This is a genomic window from Ferruginibacter sp. (assembly GCF_049840995.1).
Classification (GTDB): domain Bacteria; phylum Bacteroidota; class Bacteroidia; order Chitinophagales; family Chitinophagaceae; genus Ferruginibacter.
This window is the reverse complement of sequence record NZ_JASGIP010000008.1, coordinates 1-18901: the sequence shown is the minus strand read 5'-3', so window position 1 is coordinate 18901 and position 18901 is coordinate 1. Positions and strand designations below refer to the sequence as shown.

Genomic DNA, 18901 nt, shown 5'->3' with positions numbered 1-18901 from the left:
AATGGTTTTGTTTTATCCATATCCGTTTATTGTAAACCACTCATCTTTCTGCCGGGTTAAATTAATTACTACCTGGAAAAAGCAACTGCCGCCATCATCTACTTCCACCAACTGTGTTTTCCAATAGTTGAACCCAAAGTCATCTATACAAAAGCAATTGATGTATACTTTTCTTTCTCCATTACTATCTATATAAGGCACATATTGCCGTTTATATTTTTTCAGATCAATAAATTCGGAAAATTCTTTGGTGGTATCCTGTCTGGCATTGTGTTTTTTGATACGATCAGTGAGCAGGTGTTCAATAGCAGCCAGGTCATTATTGGTCAGCTCCATTGGTTTGTTGCCATGGAAAATATAGGATCTTACTTTATCGGCAGGCAGTATTGCAATAATGTTGGTATCAAGGCGGAATGTTTTTTTAGGAGTATCCGTGCCAACTGGTTTAGTTAGATTAACATTTCCGGGGTTACCGGCATTGTGCTGACCGCAGGAACAAAATACGGTAAATAGGAATGTTATGGAAATGAATAATTGATTCATAAAAGCGTCTTGTAAAATAATGCGTTTGAAAATTCCTGTTAATAGAATTTCTCGAGACTTCTTACGTTAAAATATTTTTCTAAAAGCCTGAAATAATTTATTAAGGCACGGTAAATAAATGTACTGGTATTGTATTTGAGATTTAAATTTTCATGAAAGAAATCAGCCTCCAGTTGTGGAGGAAAATGAAAATCGAACAGATTGATGTGGCCGAAATGGGAATAACCTGATGAATCCATTGTTCTCAACCAGATATCATAAACGGGAGCATGATCTGCATTTTGCTGCACACTGTAAACCTTGATACTATCCTTAGTGGTTATGGAATAAATATTGGGGCAAATCCATTCATTGGCAGCCTTTTCAATACTGTCTTTAGTATAATGGCAAATATTATTGTCAGAAATATTCAGATTCCTTTTCAGTTTCAACTTAGCATGGTAGCTGTTTTCTGGATAATAGTATTCAAATTTCTTCAGAACGGTCTGCTTGTTTATCATGGAAAGTGTATAGAAACCTTCGCCACTTTCATACAATTTATTTCCTAAAGAATCATACATCTCAACACCGCCGGCTATGGATACTGAAAGTCCTATTATCCAATCATCACCTGAAAGACGGGTACTCTTAACGATACTGTCAGCAGGATCTCGATACTCCTGCGAAAAAAGGGGCGCAGTAAGAAAAAAAAAGGCCAACAGAATAAATGTCTTTTTCATTTTAGGGTAAAGTTTATTTTAGAAGCCATTTTTAAGCCAAACTGCTGGTAATGAATAAAGTTAGGAGTACGGCTCTGAAAATAATATAGTTAAAGTAAACGGCTTCGCCTACCTGAACCACAGTTCAATTACGCATCGGTTTAAAGATAATACACAACCTGTTAATTAAAAATGAAATTAATGCCGTTGCGCTGCTTGCTATATTGGCTTTTACTGCCTATATTTAACCACCCTAAACTCAAACCTACTATGGAACATACACCCGAACAGCAACAGGAAGCTGTGAACCAATTGTACAATTATGCCGCCAACATGATGGTTACTCAAAACAAAACTGCGTGGGAAACGCGGCAATCCCTTGTTGAACAGGGCCTGAATGAAAATGCCGCCCAAACAGTGGTGGACAATATTGATGACCAGATAAAAGCAGCCAAAAGGAAACGGGGCAATAAAGATATGCTGTATGGCGGCCTTTGGTGCGCCGGTGGCACCATCATTACAATTGCCACTTATTCTGCAGCCAGCGAAGGCGGCGGGCATTATGTAGTGGCATGGGGCGCTATTATTTTTGGAGCCATCCAGTTCTTCAGGGGTGTGGCTAATTCAATTTAAACCTGTTTTAAAATATAAAAGAAGCCGGGTTGTAAGCCCGGCTTTACTTTTATTATGCCTGGTTGATTATTGCACTCTTAATCGTTTCAATGTAAGCCTTTCTTCGTTCAGCTTCTGAGCTTCCACCTGCTGTACGGTATTGCCTTGTTTTTCTAATAAGTAGCCCTGGAAGACATGACTGAGATACAGCGGCGATGTATTTTGTGCACCGGCGAATGAGGGTGCATGGTGGCAGGAAAAACAATTGGCCAGCGTGGTCACATTTACTTTGCTGATACTTGTTTGAAAGGTTTGTGTAAATGTCTCCATCGTTACATTGGCGCAATTGATACTGCCCCGTGCAAAACTTCCTTGTGTGCCATTGCTGATATTCTGCTTCAGGCTATCAATGATCTTCGCCTGTTGCTGGGGCGTGGTGCCATCCATATTGAGCCAGAGCGACCCGTTGTAAAAATAATTCTTCCACACATCCTGCAGTTGCGCCTGCACACATTGATTGATGCCCTGCACATTGTTGAAGTTTATGGGCTCCTGTTGCGATGTGGTCATATAATTGCCGGTACTGTCAACCGGTACACCATACTGGAACAGGTCGAATACCTGGTAAGGTGGTTGCCCCAGTTTGGTAGTGGTATCATACACGATGCCGCCGATGCCGCTAACACTGCCGGTTTTAAATAATACTTTATCGGCGGTTGTACTGGCGGTGTTGGCTTTCCAGTTATAATTGGGCGCCAGGTCGCTGTGTTCAAAAGTAGCCCAGATGAATTCAGGATGATTCTGCACCACACCCACAATGTGCATACCTAATAAAGCCATGGTTGTTTTTGTAAATGTTTTGCCACCATCTCTCGATAATGATGCAGTCGCAGTATAATACATCGGCAGTTTAGCTGCTGGAATTGCCCTTGCTGGTACCCAGGATACTTTCATTTCAAAAGAACCGACAGGAAATGTAAGTTCATTGGCCGGTGATACGCCTGCTTTTACTATCGAATCTGCATAATTGAACATGATGGGGTTCATGTGGATGGAATAAAAAACAGTGTCACCGTTACCGTTATTATAAGAAGGATTGGTGCGGAGTACAGCACCTGCAAAACCTGCCTGCGCAATATCCTGCAATACCAACTGGGTGCCCGGTGGTATATTAACAGGATTCATCTGCGTGGTTACCTGCTTTACCAACTGCTGATTTAAAAAAAGCGGGGCACCACCTGCATCGGGTTTGGTAAGGTATAAGAATTTATTGAGCGACCACTGGTGAAAGATCTGGTTGGTGGTGCTGGAAGTATCAAAGGGGCTACCGATGCCTTCCATTGGCGGCGGTGTTTGAGTGTGTGGAAACCAGGAAGGCTGCACCAGGCAAAGTGAATCAGGTGCAAGCACCGCATTGATATAGGTTGCTTTATCTTTTTCGGAATTGGAATTGCAGTATACCAATAGCAGCATAAATACAATTGCCGACAGCACCAGCGTTGCATTTCGTTTCATGTTGGAATGATTTAAGGTGGTGCACAAAGTACAGTTTGCCTTAAAGGATTAATAGCGTAGTACTACCTGTTTTTGATTGCGGGAAGCGTGAGACGTGAGACGTGAATCGTGAGTAGTGAGTAGTGAATTCCGAGGTTTTGTTTAATGCTTAATTACCGGGGTTGTTTTCCATGATATCTTTTAACAGTAGCAGGCTGGCGTCCAGATCTTTGGGAAAGTTTTTTTCTGCCATTGGGATCATGACGTTCAATGGATATTTTAAAGTACCGGTATTGATAATATTCACTTTTGTTTGACCATCGGGGAGGGCAGTGGTTTCAAAGATAACCCTGGCGGATACACGCATTGGTTTTACAAAGCGGATCTCCGTCTCCACTTTTTTCCCTTCTACAAGATTGATGATCTCTTTTTCGCCCTGGCCGGCGCTTTTGTTGCCGCTCCAGGCGTAGATGAAGCCTACGGTTCCATCGGTTCCGGTAAATGTTTCTTTCCTGTTTTCTTTATCGGCTGTTGCCCATTTATTGAACTGGTCCTGGTTTTTTAAAAATTTTAAAAACTCAAATACTTTTTGCACCGGTGCATGGATGATGAGCTCGCGGTTTACATAATGTACCTTTCGCATAAAAAGCCCGCATATAAGCAGCACTACAATGATACCGGCAATTATAAACAATATGGTAAGGATGATGTGCATGGCAGTATAGCTTTAGTGATGAAGAGTACTGACAAATATAAGCTGTTGGCGGATAAGTTGGCTGCCGGAGTCTCATACAAACGCACAAAGCCATATAATGAAGACCCCGGCATTACCCAGAGGTTCCGGTCGGTGGGGGCACCGACCAGGGGAAAAGATACCAGTGGGCTCACTTTGGGGGAGAAACACTGGCGCCAGAGAAAATTATGATTTATTCTTTTGATTGCTGGTCCTTCTTTTTATCAAATAATACCGGGATGCCCCAGATCAATATCATCCATACTATTTCGAAAAAAATAAACATCGTAACAAAATCAGCAAAAGCTGTACCGGTAGCTCCGTTTGATTCGTTGATGAATTCCGCATTGGGGTCTATAAACAGGAAAGCGACAAATACAGATATGAAAACACTTACTACAGATAAAATAATCTGGATGTTTTTCTTTTTAAGTTTCATATCTCAGTGGAAGTATTTTTAAATTAGTTTATTCTTGTCTGTTACAAAAGTGCCAAAGTAATTGTTCATAGCCCCCGTTATTTTTTCAAATTTTCCAAGCGATACCATTTTTTCTATTATCCTCGCCCCGTCCGCGAAGCTTTCGTAAATATCCACTGGCAGCGGATGGTATTCCCGGGAGGTAAGGATATATCTTGTAAAAAAATAAGGATCAAGTTCGCCAAATTCGTTGGCAAATACCAGGCTGGCTTCTATCATTTGCCCGGTACGTTGTTTTTTAAAAGCGCAGTGGATGCCATGAAAAAAATATTGCCAGCCTTCTACCTTACCCCGTTGCTGATTGTTCCTGTAGGCAACTCCAAATGAATTTAAAGGATATTCCATGTCAATGGTAACAGCCATTTTTTGGGCAAGCTTATTAATTAATGCCGTAGCAAGATCGCGATAGTCTTTTGCACATTGCTCAAAAAACAGCTGATGTGTTTCTATTTCTTCATCGGTGATCAATTTGGCAATATTGATCTCCGGTTCAATAAGATGTGTACCTACTGTAAACCCGGTAAGCGCTCTTCGCAGATCCTCACCAATAGCTGTACGTTTGTGCTGTACAAGCGGACTGAAAACGAGTTTTATAGCTTTATGCCGCGGGGTCGACCGGATAAAGTCCATCGACGGTAGCTGTTCCAGGGAATTGATGGTAAATATTTCCGTTGTTCTGTTCAATGCAGCAAATATAAATAGCGCAACGATATCATCGAACATTAAAATTTGTTTATTACATTTTTCGGCTTATTTATCCCTTTCCCGGCGGATATTGTATTTATACGCATAGCGCCTGAGCTTGTTAAGAATGTCGTATTCACTCACATTCAAAGCCGAAATTTCAGTATAATATTCTTTATTCAGTGTATCTCCTCCAATAAATAATCTGTGCGTTATAATTCCCTTGTTAACCCTTAGTGTAGTACGGTACCAGGATATCTCGGTCCACTCAAATTGTTTTAAACCTGCAAAGGGTATGCTGTTCTTTCGCATTGCAATTCCTTTTTCGGAGATGATGATGAGCGGCTTCCTGTCAAGAAGCTGCAAAAAAAGAAACAGAAAGGCTATAAAAAAGAGCGCACTGAATAAAAGCATTGGAATACTTATAAATCCTTTTTTCTCATACTGTATACAAGTACCATAGATTCCAAGTGAAACAAAAAAAGCTCCGATCAAAGTTGGCAATAGCCATTTTTTCCAGCTCCTGGTTCCTACTATTGATTCTATGTTCATGCTTTATTACAGGAGCCTGAGTGCTGCTGTTGGAATTTAAATATACGACAAGGTTTTTGTTTGGGTAAAACATAACTGCCCCATCAACTATAGAAAAGCAATTCATGTCCTTCCACCTTACCTGTATTTATCAGCGACAATTTACCACATAGGCACATAGGGAACATAGGAGTGTAGAGGGATCTTTTACTTGTACACAAACCGGTAATCGGTTATGGTGCTGAAGTTGTTACCCATATAAGTATAGGTGTAGGTTATCTTTTCTGTTACAGGTAAATTGTCGGCATTAAACTGGAACTGTTTTTGAAACAGTGAATAAGGTCCGAAATAATTGATGTATTTTATGTCGGTGGCTATTGTACACGCATTGGTTTGATTGTAATAATCCAGTACGGGATAAAAATTGTTGGTGGTAAAGCTTCCAAAGTTGTTCAGATCAATGGGATAAAAATCAGACCTGCTGCTGGATAAGGTCGCAAAAAGATTCTGTTGATTATCGTACTGCGAAAACTTGCTGGTGTACCAATAATTCCACGTACCATATATGCTTTGGCTGGCGCCGGTATATACCCTGAGGCTGTCAATCTGCTGATTGCTACCGAGATACACCGTATCGGCTACCCAGTTATGCGATGTGTAATTGGCAAAATTCTGATCTTTTAATACTGCGATCCTGTTGGATGCATAATAATTCAATTTGATCACTGTATGATCGGTACTGCCGGGGAAATAGGTGGAATCGTATGTTTTTTGTTTATTGCTGTTGTACAAAAATACCGACGTGGCATCGGGGTTAGCATCCCAGCGATGATAATGCTTTTTCTTGGCAGGCATTGTATCACTTCCATTGTATTCATACACATTGCGTTCCTGGAGGGTATCTGCCACCTGGTACCTGTCTTCAATTACACGGCCCTGGGCATCGTACATAAAATGTATGCTGGAGTTACCGGATACAATACTATCCAGTTGTGATGCCACTGTATTTTGGGTACCGGGCGATTTTTGGCAGCTGTGCATTACAGCCATGCCACTAATAAAAAGTACCAGGATGATAATGTGCCGGGGGAGGGTAATAGTGCTTCTCATAAAGAAAATTTATACCATACAGATGATGGAAGAAAGAGAAATGCTGCCTGAAGGGAAATAAAACCATATGGGGACATAGTATTTCTTTTACAATAGTTTTTATTTCGATGCTGCATTGTAGCGCTAAGTATAAATATTATTGCTTTACTAATTTTCCAGATAACAGCATATTATTGCCTGATACAAAACTATAGTAATACACACCTGAAGCAAGCTGCATCAATTTGATCTCGTTGTGTCCGTCATTTATTATCCTGTCTTTTATAACAAGCTGCCCAAGACTGTTGTAGAGGTTCATGGTTACTTTACATATTGTGGCATTTTTATTTACGATAAGCATACTGGTGGATGGATTAGGGTAAATTTTGGTGGTGAGACTGATCCTGCAAGCGGAATCAATTTCCACCGGTGGCGTTTTTATGGTTTTGGCTTCCCAAAATAAGGCGTACAACTTATTGAGTATATTATCGTAACGGAACTCGATCAAATTATCTGATGCAATGCCTCCACCTTGAGGAATTGCAACCCTGTTTAGTAATTTACCGTTGGTAATATCAATGCTGTATAAATAAGTGGTGGTATCATTCCACTCTGTTGCTGAAAAAAAATACCTACCCCCGTTTTCATCCAGTGTTTCATTGCCTCCTATAAAAACGGCAATGTTTGCAATATCGGCCAGGTTGGTAATAGTGCCGGAATTGATATCTACCGAACATAGACTATATATATATTGGCCGCCTGATGGAGGGGTTCTGTTAGCAATAGCATAACATTTACCTGTCTGCTTATTATACAGCAGATTATTTATCCTTGGTGTATACACCTGCGAGATAATATTTCCACTGCTGATGTCCATCGTAGCCAGCATAAGCTTGCCAAGATTGTCGGGACCAACAATTATAAACCTGTTGTGTTGTTCATCTACGATAAATTTAGATACAACCGTCATGTTAGGGATACTGCGTAGGATAGAGTAGGATGCTGTTGCAGGGTCGACCGTGACCAGGCTGGAGGTGGGAGATTTCCAGTATATGGCATATAAAATATTGCCCGATGTTGCGTATTGACAACTACTAAAATCATTATGATTTGCAAATAACGGATCATACAATGTTCGACCGGTAACAGCATCCACCGTAAAGAGATAAAAAGGATTGCCACCGGCATCATCACCGCCCGTAAAAGTATAGCGATGGATGGTTTCGCAATAGGTGGGCATATAATATCCCTTGAGCCAGGTAACGCCCGGTATACTGTCAATTTTAGTAATGGCAGCATTGGCGGGATCTACTGTAACAATGTATTCTGTTTGTGCAATTGTTGATAATGATATTATCGTACAGCAAAAGTTTACTAAAATTATTTTATATGCAGGATGCAGTGCCATGCAGTGATTAATTGATTGGTATATAAATGGCAGCTAACGTTGGGTTTTTGCAAAAGGATATGCGGAGGATATAGCAGTTGAAGTTAATAATTAAAATTGAAAACAGGAAATGAGCAGGTTGTAAAATGGATAGATGACGAAAAATTGTAAGCGGGGTAAAGTGATAGGTACAACCCATGCTTTCATTTATACAGTTCATGCAACTGCTGCTTTTGTAATTTTTTAGCGCCATTATTTTTACCAAAATTGTTTTATGAAAATGCAGTTTAATAAAAGACGTTTATCATTTTTTGCAGGTATCATTGTACTTGCACTTGTATCGTGTAAAAAGGAAAAACAGCCAATGGCAACGCCGGATATTCCCAATACAGTGATGGAATATTTCGATCTGAACAACCAGGAAATAAAAGCAGGCGCTCCTGGCTTTTCCATCGATGTAGATCATGATAACCGTAATGACCTTGCATTTTCCACGCAGCTGGTAGGTGATCCTATCAACCAGGTGGATAAGCTGCAGTTTTTGGCAGGCAGCAATATCAAGGTCAATTTTGCTGTAAACAGCAACGAAGCAGTGCCTGTAATGGAGGCCGGTGATCTAATACCGCTGCAAAATTTTGATGGTTACGAGTGGTTTGAATTGTCTTCCATTGTATTGGTGCAAAAGATCAGTTCTTTAACGCAGCCGGCTTTTTGGGAAGGTCACTGGAAAAATGCTTCGCATAGGTATTTACCTTACCAGGTGGTGAAAGGAGATAAGTTGTACAATGGCTGGGTGGAGTTGAGTGTGGATACTATCAATGAAAAGTTGCTGCTGCACAGGGCAGCCATCAGTAAAGAGGCAGGGAAAGCTGTTAAGGCGGGAAATTGAATACCGGGTTTACAACTTAAAAGTGGTCACAACTTTATGCCGGTCGGTGGGACACCGACCAGGGTGGTGCCAAAACTGTACTGTTTTAAAATTACGTTAGCTATACCAGTTACTTTATCATTGGCAATGTTGTTTTCGCAATGCCGTTTACTGTTACGTACCTCAGCTTATTAAATTTGTAATCCTCATCTTTCACCAATGCTATTTTGTAGGTAAGTCCAAAACAACAATTGCAACTTGCAAAGGCTCCATAACCATGATACACCAGGTTAAGGGTGTTGTTATTTATCACTTCAATTTCGCCCAAAAAATGATAGCCGCAATTTTCATCTACATTTACACTCATCATTAAAGTGCTGTCGTTTGTTTGTTTGACAGCTGTTATTGTGGTTGGCAATGGTTTTTCCAATGCCGGTTGCAGGCATTCTGTAGAACTTAATTCCTCCAGGAATAATCCGTGTACCCATCGGGATTCCATATTTTTTTCACTTGCCTTGAGCACTGTTGTGCCAATTAATTCATTGTCTGGTTGCGATCCTGTTGTTGTTTTTTTGTCAATGAAAATCGTATCATGAATTTGTTGCACTGTATGAGTGCTTGTATTGGTACAGCTGAAATTGAGCATGCAAAAAAAGAGCAGGATTATTATCTGATATTTCATTGGGAATAATTGTTTAGGTAAAAGGAGCATCGCAATTTTATTTTGAAACCGGAACCATTTCAGTCTTAATGGTGGAATCTTCCCAATTTTCATTCCCCTTACCAAATAATCCCCTCCATTTCAAGACACCATTTTTTTTAATCTCAAATAATTCTTCAAGATAATTTCCGTATAATGGAAAAGCCCTGCCTCCAACCACGTTGAAATACTGCATAGGATAATCCGGATAAACAGTGTCTCCATCAAGATTAATAATCCTTGTTGGAAGCGATACACTATCCTCAAACACGATTTTTTCCGGCTTTATTTTTTTGTAGTCATAATACTTACTGTAGGTCGCAGCCCATCTATGATTTTTGGTTGGATAGACAGCAAAAAACTGGTACTTTTCGTGATAGTATTTCCCATTATATGCTGAAACAAAAAGCAGTACATTTTTGTACAGGGAAAAAACGGGTGTTCCATAATGATCAAAGACTTTAAATTCAATTGTATCTCCGGGAAATAATCCGTAAACCCTTTGCAGTATTTTATATTTGGCCATATATTTTGCATCCATTCCAACGCTATCATCTAAGATTTCGTTTAGTGATATCTTTTCACCAACAAATGCAAACAAAGTATTTTTCCTTTCGGCCATACTTGTCATATCCTTGGGAATTAAAGGTGCATTTCTATTATGAGCATTACAGCCAATTAAAAAAATCGCTATGGTTAATAATTGTATTTTCATACTCTTTTACTTTTGTCAAATCTAAAAAGCACCGTCATTCACATGATCTTCAAAAAGTAAAGTTAGTTTTCCTTTTTGATCGAAATAAAAGTAGTTGGCCCGGCGACCATCCGTTAAAAAACCATATTTCCAGTCCAGGCTCAACAGATACCATTGCAACGGTTCAAATTGGATTTGAGTTATTCTTTGTTTAGCGTTTCTTTCATTATATTTCCATTTATACCAGGAATAATATTTGTTTGGTTGTAGCACCCGGATAGTTTTTTTATACTTTGTTTTCTGAGTATTATCCGGGTTTGTGTTGTTATTCAATGCATCTTTTGATTCGCAATAATAAACAGCATCTATTTGAAACCTGGCAGGTAATCCCTTTGCAGAAAAACTATCCACTTTTATTTTATAGATCGAAAAGCTACCATCAAACCTGGAATTTTTATGAATTTTAGTACTGGTGATCTTTAAACGGGTTTGGCAGCTGGTTAAAGTAACAGAAAAGATCAAAATGGATAGGCACACTTTCATTTTTCAAAATTTCAGGTAACTTTTTATTCTTGCTGCTTCTAAAAAAAATACAGATATATTTCATTAAATGGCTGCCATTACAATAACCGCAACCTAACATCAGGTATAGGTATTATACGCTTCAATTAGCTTGTCCAGGTTTTTACTTTCTGTTCCCTTAAAATTCTTAATTCTTCTTCCGGTAAAATGGCCTTGTTGTAAACAGGATGTCTATAAGTGGAAATTACCTTTAGTATCTCAGACACTTCATTTATTAATCTCTTTATTCCAGGCGTTTGCATAATCTGTCAATGCCTGGTTATCATTAGGCCATTTTTTAAGTTCGTTATACCAGGTATTGAAGTTCTTTTTATCTTTTGCTATATAAAAATACTGAAGAATATTGAAGCAATTCTCAGCATTATACGTTCTGTCCTTAATAGTAGTAATTGACTTTAAAAACTGCGTAGTTGCCTTATCTATGTTCTTTGTTTTAGTTACGGTATAAATATACTCTTTGTTTACGTAGGCATTTGTTGGGTTTACTTTTATCTCTTCTTCAAGTATTTGTTCAGCATTATTATATTCGCCAAGACAATTATAGGAGAATGCAAGTTCAACATTTAAACCCTCATAATCAGGAGCAATTTGTTTTGCCCTTATTAAGTAGGTAAGGGCTTTTGAGCAAAGCTCCCAGCCGTTGTACATATAGCCCCATTTATAAAGTCTTTTCGCCGATGTCGTGTCTGTTTTGTAAAACTTTAACCAATCCGGCACGGATTCGATCTGCAGATCTTTATAAACAGCCGCAGGTATCCACGCAACTTTTACATTGTTAGGTTGAAGTCTTACTTTGATATTTGCTTCTTTCAGTTTCTCAACAGCAAATGTATGGTCGCTATTGATCTTAAATTTGCCCTCCCTGTTAAATGTCAGGCCAGCCTGTTCATCGATATAAATAAATCCATAGATGTAGCTGCTGTCTTTGTCCATTCCAAAAGCTACCCATTTATCTTCTGATTCAACAAAGCGTTTGTCAAACTTAAGATCAACCTGGGCTGTCAGTTTAAAAGTCAATAATGTTAAGATTAAAGCCAGAGTTCTCATAATAGTGTTTTAAGCAGGCAGCGGGTTATGGTTGCCTATGTGATATTGTATGTAATATTAGAACGAATCAATCAGAATTTTATATCTTTTGTTTTGCTTTTTCAGTTCGGTCATTGTTGGTTGATTTGTTTCGGAATGGCTTTTACATTACCGTTTTGGATTGATAATTCGATAAGTTCCAGTAAGCATAAATAGTAAAGGCAAAGATATGCAGGTTACTCTTTTTGCTTTTGCATAGTTTTTCCATCTTTCTCCAAATCATCCAGCTCCGGCGAAGCCGAAACCCTGGAAATAAAATCTACTGTTCCTTTCTTTTTCCAAACCCTGGTTGCAAAAATGATCCCTGCGATCAATCCCAAGGCGGCGATAAGTATCCCTACAACCAATCCTGTTGTTGTTGGGTAAATTCCATACACAATCAAACCAAAAACACACCCAAAAAATAGTGGCGAAAAAACGATCTGCAGCCATGCAATAAAAGATGTTATCCATGTAAGAATTTTCATTATTCAGGATTTAAATATTTTTATAAGAACTCCTTAGAATTTTATACTTCGTTTATGGCTTCGCCTTCCTAAGTCACATCTATCTGCCCAGGGTAATGAGTAATTAAATTAGTGGTTTATTTTTAATGACTCTCTTTGTTTAGCCAGACTTCGGAATGAATCGGTATATCTTCTTTTGTCAGGTTGGTATCTACGAGTATGCTACGAAATTCATCAAAGCTAATACCCCTGATAGTTGTTTCAATAATTGTCCGGTCGGGCCTTACTATTTTTATTGGATCACCTACTTTTGCTTTTTTGTCGCCAAGACCAGGAACTAAAACCAGTCCACGTTCTGTTATCATAAACCGTTCATTCACTTTAAAAAGGAACATACTGCTATTTAAAATTATTATCAGGTAACTCTTTATTGCCTGTGGTCACAGTGGCGTTTACATAGTTCTGCAAATAAATAAGAAAGCATTTATGCGAAATCAATTCATACCTTAATTTCTGCTTTTATGGTTTCTACAGATAATTTTATCCTTTTACCAAATGTCCGACTTCTGCATTGAAGGAAATATGTTCACCAAATAGCTTTTCTACCTGTTGTTTTTCTAATTCAGACTTTAGCGCTCTTTTAGGAATAAGTATAGCTTGTTCAGTACTTAAATATAAAAAATAATACTCCTTATTCTCTTCTTTCTTAACAATACCTTCCCATTGATATCTTGTTTCTGCAAATTGATTTTTTGAAAATATTCCTGTTTCAGCAATGTTAATTTGTATATCACTGAAAAAATTTGCATTCAATGGATTTTCTGAAAGCTGATTAACCTGCTTTCTATAAATATCTGCCATTTTAAATAAGGGTGATATAATGATTAGTATTACAATCAGGATGCTGTAGAAAAAATAAAGATCAAAGTTTTTTTGAGGGGAAAATATTTTTACAAAAAACAACATTGCTGTAAATACTATTGCCCTATAAACATAACTTTTTATTAGCCTTGTTTTCTTTTCGGGAGAAAGCCACGCTACCTGGAGAAAAAAACTTATATAATCTTCTTTTGTCAGCTTGTAATTTAAAGTAATCATTAAGGTGGTTTATTAAAATATAAAAAACTAATAGTTAAGTTTCAATAGAACCTAACAAATATATGCAGTATAATTGACAGACGTTATCAGTATTATTAACGAAAATAAAGTATGCATCCAATAAAAACGCTACACATTTTTCCTGTGTAGCGTTTCCAATCTATTCCAATAAATTCTTACTTCTTCTTCGGCGCCGCCTTCTTTGCCGGTGCCTTTTTAGCCGCCGCTTTAGTGGCTGCTTTTTTCGCCGGCGCTTTCTTTTTGTCAAAAGCTTTCGGGTCCTGTGCCAGTATCATTGCTTTTACTTCATCCAGGCTTACAGTAGCCAAGGCATCAGCAGTGTATTTTCCTTTGGGTAAGCGGATGCGTTTTTTGCTGTACACCACTTCCGGTCCCCAACGGCCATTTTCAATACTGATCTTTTCTTCGGGGAACTGTTGAATATACCGGTTGGCTTCTTTTACCAGTTTGGCTTCTATCAGTGCATTGATATCGGCCTGGCTAAGGTTATCAAAATTATAACGGGCCGGCACATTGATGAACATGTCGTTCCATTTAATGAATGGACCAAAGCGGCCTTTACCCTTTGTAACAGGTTTGTTATCGTAATGCGCCACCGGTGCATCAGCCAGTTGTTTTTCTTTTATCAGTTCAATGGCACGGTCCAGGTCCACATCGCCGGGCTCTTCGCCACGGGGGATGGAAATGAACTGATCGCCAAATTTTACATAAGGGCCAAAGCGGCCAATGTTCACTGAAATTTCCTGGCCTTCATATTCGCCCAACGGGGCACCCAGTTTAAATAATTCCAAAGCATCTTCCAGCGAAATGGTTTCTATACTCTGCGAAGCTTTCAGTTTGGCAAATTTTGGTTTCTCCTCATCATCGGCTATACCTATCTGTACCATCGGGCCATAGCGGCCCATGCGTGCAATAACGGGTTTACCGCTTTCGGGGTCGTTGCCCAACGCACGTTCACCCACGGCACGTTCCGCATTTTCAAGCGTATGTTCCACACCTTCATGAAAGGGCGTGTAAAAATCACTCACCATATTATTCCACACCATCTTACCATCGGCGATCTCATCAAATTCTTTTTCAATCTCCGCAGTAAAATTATAATCCATTACCTGGTTAAAGTGCTGGTTCAAAAAATCTGTCACCACCAAACCAAGATCCGTAGGGAATAATTTGTTTTTTTCTGCACCCGTGGTTTCCACTTCCGTTACTTTACTCAGCTTATCATCTTTCAGCTTCATAATGCGGTATTCTCTCTTCACACCTTCTTTTTCCTTCTTTTCTACATAAGTTCTTTTAATAATGGTGCTGATAGTGGGAGCGTAGGTGCTCGGGCGACCAATGCCCAATTCTTCCAGTTTTTTTACCAGCGATGCTTCGGTGTAGCGTGCAGTAGGGCGGGTAAATCTTTCTGTAGCCAGCATCTGGTTGAACACCAGTTCCTGTCCAACAGTCAGGTTCGGCAGGCGGCTATCGTCGTTATCTTCTTCTTCATCATCACTGCTTTCTAAATACACTTTCAAAAAGCCGTCGAATTTTATTACCTGGCCGCTGGCGGTCAGTTCTTCATTATTGGTGCTGATATTTATTTTAGCTGTCGTATTCTCCAGTTCTGCATCCGCCATTTGCGAGGCAATGGTGCGTTTCCAGATCAGTTCGTACAGGCGGTTGGTGTCATAATCATCCACCGAACGGTTTTCCATATACGTAGGGCGTATGGCTTCGTGTGCTTCCTGTGCACTGTCGTTCTTGTTCTTGTATTTGCGGACCTGTAAATAATTATCGCCAAAACTTTTTCCTATCTCTGCTTTAATGGAATCCATGGCAGTATCACTCAGGTTCACACTGTCAGTACGCATATAAGTGATCTTACCACTTTCGTACAGTCTTTGTGCCAGCAACATGGTTTTGCTTACACCATAACCCAGTTTACGGCTGGCTTCCTGTTGTAAGGTAGATGTGGTGAAAGGCGCTGCCGGTGTACGTTTGCCTGGCCTTACCTGTATATCTTTTACGCTGTATTTTGCACCTACACAGCTTTGCAGGAATTTTTCCGCATCGGCTGCCTGGTTGAATTTTGCACCTTCTGCTTTAAAATTCACGGAGCGGTTATTCATATCCGTTGCAGCCAGTGAAGCTTCTACTTTAAAACTGCTTACGGGTACAAACTGGTTGATCTCTCTTTCTTTTTCTACTATTAATTTAACTGCCACGCTTTGCACACGGCCGGCGCTCAGGCCACCCTTCATACCTATCTTGCGCCACAGCACCGGGCTTAGTTCAAAGCCCACAATACGATCCAGCACACGGCGGGCCTGCTGTGCATTCACCAGGTCCATATTAATGGTACGTGGATTCTGTACCGCTTTCTGTATCGCCGGTTTGGTGATCTCGTGAAATACAATGCGCTTGGTGGTCTTTGGGTTCAGTTTCAATACTTCCGCCAAATGCCAGCTGATGCTTTCTCCTTCACGGTCCTCATCCGATGCCAGCCATACTTCGTCGCTTTTTTTAGCGAGCGCCTTTAAATCACTTACCACTTTTGTTTTATCGGGGGAGATGATATACTTGGGCTCGAAATTGTTGCTGATATCAATGCCCATATCATTCTTCTCCAGGTCGCGGATATGCCCGAAGCAACTTTTTACTTCAAAGTCTTTTCCTAAAATGCTTTCAATGGTTTTAGCTTTCGCAGGACTTTCTACTATCAATAAATTTTTTGCCATACTTGGATTCTTTTTTATACCCGCCTTCGGCGGATTTGTGGGAACACGGATTTTTTCGGATTGAACGGATTTTAAGGATAAATTACCTGTGCTCTATTTCACACCCGCCTTCGGCGGATGGATTTAGAACGCTGATTTTTATGATGGTGATGATTTTTTATGATAAACCATCTGCGTAAATCATAAAAATCAGTGTCATCCGTGTTCCATTCTTATCCGCCGAAGGCGGATTTCCTGGAAAAATCATCCACAAAAATCCATCAAATCACGATCGTCCATGTTCCGTATTCCTAGTCGCCGGAGGCGGCCATTCCAACTGCAATATTAGTTTAAAATTGAAAAATCAAAATTTTTTGTATAAAACGCCCCAAATTTTTAAATATTTTACAGGAACTCAGCGATGGCTTTTTTTACATTTTTATCGTGGTAAATACGCCGGTGTCCCAGCCCTTTGGTGATCATAAACTGTATATTAATATAATGCTCCTTTTTACCTCCAACGCATCCTTCAGCGGCGTGATGTCATCATCTTCATCATGTATCCATAATAGCTGCGCTTTTATATTTTTTACAGCACGCTTTATCGAGAACCATTCCGGGTAGTGCCCCGCTTTTTCAAAAACCAACTGGTCCATTTCTTTTCGCACGGCAGCATCTTTTATGCCCAGCATGGCAAAAGCCCCGTCAATGGCCGACGTGGTTTCGGTGGCCGGTGCGATCAATACAATTTTAGTATCGGCATTATGCGGTATTATCTCCATCGCAAGGCTCAGGGCAATACCTCCAAATGAGTGTGCAATAAAACTGTCGATAGGCCCGTACAATTCCACGGCTTTTTGTATCATTTCACTATATTCAATGGCATTGGTGGTCTTACCGCCGCTATCGCCATGGGCAGGGGCATCAAAACTCAATACTTCATATCCTTTTTGTACCAGCATTGCCGCATAGCTGTCGAATTTATAAGCGGCAGAACTAAAGCCATGCAGTATCAAGGCTTTTTTTTGTTGTGCGGGGTTCCACTTGTACCCGTTGATAGTAATATTACTGCTAATAAACGTAGTAGGCACGGCAACTTCGGGCGGCGATTTTCGTTTATACCTTGCAAAGGGAGTGCAGAATATTTCAAAAGCCTTTTCAGCGGCTTTGCGTTTAGAAAGGGCAGCGATCAATTTTATTTGCGCCCTTATATAAGCAATTCCTAACTTTTGCTTTAATTTCATTGACCAAAGATACACCTATGAGGATAGTTATAATAGGATCGGGTAATGTGGCCACTGTACTGGGCCGGTTGTTCAAAAAATGCGGGCACGAGATCGTACAGGTAATGAGCCGCCATACCGAAAATGCCCAACAGCTGGCAGGCGAACTGGGCTGCGCTTTTACCAATTACGATGGGGTTACCGATATGTCGGCTGATATTTATCTCGTATCAATCACTGATGGTGTGCTGTTCGACCTTAATAAATCCTTTAAACTGGGCGATAAACTGATACTGCATACAGCAGGTTCGGTAAGTAAAGATGTGCTGAAAGATATTTCCACCAACTACGGCATTTTATATCCCTTTCAAAGCCTGCGCAAAGAAATGGAGGGCATACCCGAGATCCCGTTTTTAATTGACGGTAATACCGAAGCATCCACCACGCAGATAGAGGATTTTGCAAGAACATTGTCAACACAGGTAAAGCGTACCACCGATGAAGAAAGACTGAAACTGCATGTAGCCGGTGTAGTGGTAAATAATTTTACCAATCACTTATATGCCATTGCCGAAGATTTTTGCCAGAAAGAAGAGCTGGACTTTAAATTACTGTTGCCCCTGATACAAGAAACCAGCCGCCGTGTAAGCCTGTATTCACCCAAAGATGTGCAGACCGGCCCGGCCGTACGCAACGATGTATTCACCCTGGATAAACACCTGCGCATCCTCAGCGCCCATCCCAAATTGAAATACATTTACCTGAAGCTTACGGATAGCATTATGAACCCGTAGGGAGAGAGAAATGAATAATTATTTAATTAATAATGAATAATTAAGCAAAAGGGTATTTCCTTTTAATGTAGGAAGTTGCCTTTTTCATTATTCATTATCCATTATTCAATTATTCATTATTTAGTGCCAGGGAAAAATGATATCCGTCCGCACCTTATACGGATCAATGGGCTTGCCGGCAGCATCGATGGGATCGCCTACATAAATTTCGTAGGGCGCACCGGCAGCGGTTTTCTTTTCGTCTTTCATGCGTTCTTTCAGTGCATCATAGCCCTGGCTCAGCAGTGAGTAGGGACCATAAAAATGCGCTATATATACACTGTCCACACCCATTTCCCTTACAAATACATTGGCAGGCAGCTTGGCAGGTTTTTTACTTACAGGCACGCCTGCTTCGAAGAAATAAGGTGGTTTTTGTGTTTATACCAGGCCATAGGG

22 protein-coding genes are annotated in these 18901 nt (G+C 40.0%); 3 read left to right on the top strand and 19 right to left on the bottom strand.

All coding sequences use genetic code 11. The features are described 5' to 3' along the window. Positions 1 to 12: 12 nt before the first annotated feature. Together QM738_RS20875 and QM738_RS20870 are read right to left on the bottom strand one after the other, a co-directional pair. A complete protein-coding gene (locus QM738_RS20875) occupies positions 13 to 543 on the bottom strand; it encodes a hypothetical protein (protein ID WP_462278696.1) in 531 nt (176 codons plus the stop codon). 38 nt (positions 544 to 581) lie between these two features. After that, on the bottom strand, positions 582 to 1262 hold the full coding sequence (locus QM738_RS20870) for a hypothetical protein (RefSeq protein WP_462278695.1): 681 nt from the start codon (positions 1260 to 1262) through the stop codon (positions 582 to 584). Positions 1263 to 1511: 249 nt separating this feature from the next. On the opposite strand from QM738_RS20870, the gene QM738_RS20865 reads away from it, so the two are divergent. Further along, a complete protein-coding gene (locus QM738_RS20865) occupies positions 1512 to 1874 on the top strand; it encodes a hypothetical protein (RefSeq protein ID WP_462278694.1) in 363 nt (120 codons plus the stop codon). A gap of 66 nt (positions 1875 to 1940) precedes the next feature. On the opposite strand, the gene QM738_RS20860 is transcribed toward QM738_RS20865, so the two are convergent. From QM738_RS20860 to QM738_RS20830, 7 genes are all read right to left on the bottom strand, one after another. Then, positions 1941 to 3368 carry a hypothetical protein gene (locus QM738_RS20860; RefSeq protein ID WP_462278693.1) on the bottom strand — a complete coding sequence of 476 codons (1428 nt, stop codon included), beginning with the start codon at positions 3366 to 3368 and terminating at the stop codon, positions 1941 to 1943. 148 nt (positions 3369 to 3516) lie between these two features. Then, the gene (locus QM738_RS20855; protein ID WP_462278692.1) at positions 3517 to 4062 is read right to left on the bottom strand and encodes an SRPBCC family protein; all 546 of its coding nucleotides are present in this window, start codon (positions 4060 to 4062) and stop codon (positions 3517 to 3519) included. Between the two features lie 211 nt (positions 4063 to 4273). After that, positions 4274 to 4519, bottom strand: a complete 246-nt coding sequence (locus QM738_RS20850; RefSeq protein ID WP_462278691.1) for a hypothetical protein — start codon at positions 4517 to 4519, stop codon at positions 4274 to 4276. Positions 4520 to 4537: 18 nt separating this feature from the next. Next, positions 4538 to 5281 carry a DUF6896 domain-containing protein gene (locus QM738_RS20845; protein ID WP_462278690.1) on the bottom strand — a complete coding sequence of 248 codons (744 nt, stop codon included), beginning with the start codon at positions 5279 to 5281 and terminating at the stop codon, positions 4538 to 4540. 27 nt (positions 5282 to 5308) lie between these two features. Further along, entirely contained in the window at positions 5309 to 5794 is a 486-nt protein-coding gene (locus QM738_RS20840; RefSeq protein ID WP_462278689.1) for a hypothetical protein, read from the bottom strand. Between the two features lie 186 nt (positions 5795 to 5980). Continuing rightward, positions 5981 to 6883: a hypothetical protein gene (locus tag QM738_RS20835; protein ID WP_462278688.1), complete on the bottom strand. Its 903-nt coding sequence runs from the start codon at positions 6881 to 6883 to the stop codon at positions 5981 to 5983. A gap of 136 nt (positions 6884 to 7019) precedes the next feature. Continuing rightward, the gene (locus QM738_RS20830) at positions 7020 to 8270 is read right to left on the bottom strand and encodes a T9SS type A sorting domain-containing protein (protein WP_462278687.1); all 1251 of its coding nucleotides are present in this window, start codon (positions 8268 to 8270) and stop codon (positions 7020 to 7022) included. A gap of 253 nt (positions 8271 to 8523) precedes the next feature. Here QM738_RS20830 and QM738_RS20825 point away from each other — a divergent pair, with 253 nt between their 5' ends. After that, a complete protein-coding gene (locus tag QM738_RS20825) occupies positions 8524 to 9138 on the top strand; it encodes a hypothetical protein (RefSeq protein WP_462278686.1) in 615 nt (204 codons plus the stop codon). 109 nt (positions 9139 to 9247) lie between these two features. Here the strand turns inward: QM738_RS20825 and QM738_RS20820 are convergent, their stop codons facing one another. The 9 genes from QM738_RS20820 to QM738_RS20780 all read right to left on the bottom strand — a co-directional run bounded on the left by QM738_RS20820 (position 9248) and on the right by QM738_RS20780 (position 17690). Further along, positions 9248 to 9616 (bottom strand): hypothetical protein, encoded by a 369-nt coding sequence (locus tag QM738_RS20820; protein ID WP_462278685.1) that lies wholly within the window; start codon positions 9614 to 9616, stop codon positions 9248 to 9250. A 220-nt stretch (positions 9617 to 9836) separates the two neighbouring features. After that, positions 9837 to 10532: a hypothetical protein gene (locus tag QM738_RS20815; RefSeq protein ID WP_462278684.1), complete on the bottom strand. Its 696-nt coding sequence runs from the start codon at positions 10530 to 10532 to the stop codon at positions 9837 to 9839. A 21-nt stretch (positions 10533 to 10553) separates the two neighbouring features. Beyond that, positions 10554 to 11054, bottom strand: a complete 501-nt coding sequence (locus tag QM738_RS20810) for a hypothetical protein (RefSeq protein ID WP_462278683.1) — start codon at positions 11052 to 11054, stop codon at positions 10554 to 10556. A 246-nt stretch (positions 11055 to 11300) separates the two neighbouring features. Next, entirely contained in the window at positions 11301 to 12140 is an 840-nt protein-coding gene (locus QM738_RS20805) for a tetratricopeptide repeat protein (protein WP_462278682.1), read from the bottom strand. A gap of 215 nt (positions 12141 to 12355) precedes the next feature. Further along, positions 12356 to 12646 (bottom strand): hypothetical protein, encoded by a 291-nt coding sequence (locus tag QM738_RS20800; RefSeq protein WP_462278681.1) that lies wholly within the window; start codon positions 12644 to 12646, stop codon positions 12356 to 12358. 122 nt (positions 12647 to 12768) lie between these two features. After that, positions 12769 to 13020, bottom strand: coding sequence for a hypothetical protein (locus QM738_RS20795; RefSeq protein ID WP_462278680.1), 252 nt, complete (start codon positions 13018 to 13020; stop codon positions 12769 to 12771). A 145-nt stretch (positions 13021 to 13165) separates the two neighbouring features. Further along, positions 13166 to 13723, bottom strand: coding sequence for a YcxB family protein (locus tag QM738_RS20790; protein WP_462278679.1), 558 nt, complete (start codon positions 13721 to 13723; stop codon positions 13166 to 13168). Between the two features lie 176 nt (positions 13724 to 13899). Beyond that, a complete protein-coding gene (gene topA, locus QM738_RS20785) occupies positions 13900 to 16467 on the bottom strand; it encodes a type I DNA topoisomerase (protein ID WP_462278678.1) in 2568 nt (855 codons plus the stop codon). A 458-nt stretch (positions 16468 to 16925) separates the two neighbouring features. Further along, a complete protein-coding gene (locus QM738_RS20780) occupies positions 16926 to 17690 on the bottom strand; it encodes an alpha/beta hydrolase (RefSeq protein ID WP_462278677.1) in 765 nt (254 codons plus the stop codon). A 17-nt stretch (positions 17691 to 17707) separates the two neighbouring features. Here QM738_RS20780 and QM738_RS20775 point away from each other — a divergent pair, with 17 nt between their 5' ends. Next, entirely contained in the window at positions 17708 to 18463 is a 756-nt protein-coding gene (locus tag QM738_RS20775; RefSeq protein ID WP_462278676.1) for a Rossmann-like and DUF2520 domain-containing protein, read from the top strand. Between the two features lie 120 nt (positions 18464 to 18583). Here QM738_RS20775 and QM738_RS20770 read toward each other — a convergent pair whose 3' ends face one another. Continuing rightward, on the bottom strand, positions 18584 to 18850 hold the full coding sequence (locus tag QM738_RS20770) for a hypothetical protein (RefSeq protein ID WP_462278675.1): 267 nt from the start codon (positions 18848 to 18850) through the stop codon (positions 18584 to 18586). Between the last annotated feature and the right edge of the window lie 51 nt (positions 18851 to 18901).

What these genes read in the sequence shown, in the direction of transcription:
- QM738_RS20800 (WP_462278681.1), bottom strand. Translation starts at nt 12,646, where the DNA reads ATGAAAATTCTTACATGGATAACATCTTTTATTGCATGGCTGCAGATC.
- QM738_RS20780 (WP_462278677.1), bottom strand. Translation starts at nt 17,690, where the DNA reads ATGAAATTAAAGCAAAAGTTAGGAATTGCTTATATAAGGGCGCAAATA.
- QM738_RS20815 (WP_462278684.1), bottom strand. Translation starts at nt 10,532, where the DNA reads ATGAAAATACAATTATTAACCATAGCGATTTTTTTAATTGGCTGTAAT.
- QM738_RS20830 (WP_462278687.1), bottom strand. Translation starts at nt 8,270, where the DNA reads ATGGCACTGCATCCTGCATATAAAATAATTTTAGTAAACTTTTGCTGT.
- QM738_RS20865 (WP_462278694.1), top strand. Translation starts at nt 1,512, where the DNA reads ATGGAACATACACCCGAACAGCAACAGGAAGCTGTGAACCAATTGTAC.
- QM738_RS20875 (WP_462278696.1), bottom strand. Translation starts at nt 543, where the DNA reads ATGAATCAATTATTCATTTCCATAACATTCCTATTTACCGTATTTTGT.
- QM738_RS20850 (WP_462278691.1), bottom strand. Translation starts at nt 4,519, where the DNA reads ATGAAACTTAAAAAGAAAAACATCCAGATTATTTTATCTGTAGTAAGT.
- topA (WP_462278678.1), bottom strand. Translation starts at nt 16,467, where the DNA reads ATGGCAAAAAATTTATTGATAGTAGAAAGTCCTGCGAAAGCTAAAACC.
- QM738_RS20855 (WP_462278692.1), bottom strand. Translation starts at nt 4,062, where the DNA reads ATGCACATCATCCTTACCATATTGTTTATAATTGCCGGTATCATTGTA.
- QM738_RS20810 (WP_462278683.1), bottom strand. Translation starts at nt 11,054, where the DNA reads ATGAAAGTGTGCCTATCCATTTTGATCTTTTCTGTTACTTTAACCAGC.
- QM738_RS20805 (WP_462278682.1), bottom strand. Translation starts at nt 12,140, where the DNA reads ATGAGAACTCTGGCTTTAATCTTAACATTATTGACTTTTAAACTGACA.
- QM738_RS20820 (WP_462278685.1), bottom strand. Translation starts at nt 9,616, where the DNA reads ATGGAATCCCGATGGGTACACGGATTATTCCTGGAGGAATTAAGTTCT.
- QM738_RS20860 (WP_462278693.1), bottom strand. Translation starts at nt 3,368, where the DNA reads ATGAAACGAAATGCAACGCTGGTGCTGTCGGCAATTGTATTTATGCTG.
- QM738_RS20825 (WP_462278686.1), top strand. Translation starts at nt 8,524, where the DNA reads ATGAAAATGCAGTTTAATAAAAGACGTTTATCATTTTTTGCAGGTATC.
- QM738_RS20840 (WP_462278689.1), bottom strand. Translation starts at nt 5,794, where the DNA reads ATGAACATAGAATCAATAGTAGGAACCAGGAGCTGGAAAAAATGGCTA.
- QM738_RS20870 (WP_462278695.1), bottom strand. Translation starts at nt 1,262, where the DNA reads ATGAAAAAGACATTTATTCTGTTGGCCTTTTTTTTTCTTACTGCGCCC.
- QM738_RS20845 (WP_462278690.1), bottom strand. Translation starts at nt 5,281, where the DNA reads ATGTTCGATGATATCGTTGCGCTATTTATATTTGCTGCATTGAACAGA.
- QM738_RS20775 (WP_462278676.1), top strand. Translation starts at nt 17,708, where the DNA reads ATGAGGATAGTTATAATAGGATCGGGTAATGTGGCCACTGTACTGGGC.
- QM738_RS20795 (WP_462278680.1), bottom strand. Translation starts at nt 13,020, where the DNA reads ATGTTCCTTTTTAAAGTGAATGAACGGTTTATGATAACAGAACGTGGA.
- QM738_RS20835 (WP_462278688.1), bottom strand. Translation starts at nt 6,883, where the DNA reads ATGAGAAGCACTATTACCCTCCCCCGGCACATTATCATCCTGGTACTT.
- QM738_RS20790 (WP_462278679.1), bottom strand. Translation starts at nt 13,723, where the DNA reads ATGATTACTTTAAATTACAAGCTGACAAAAGAAGATTATATAAGTTTT.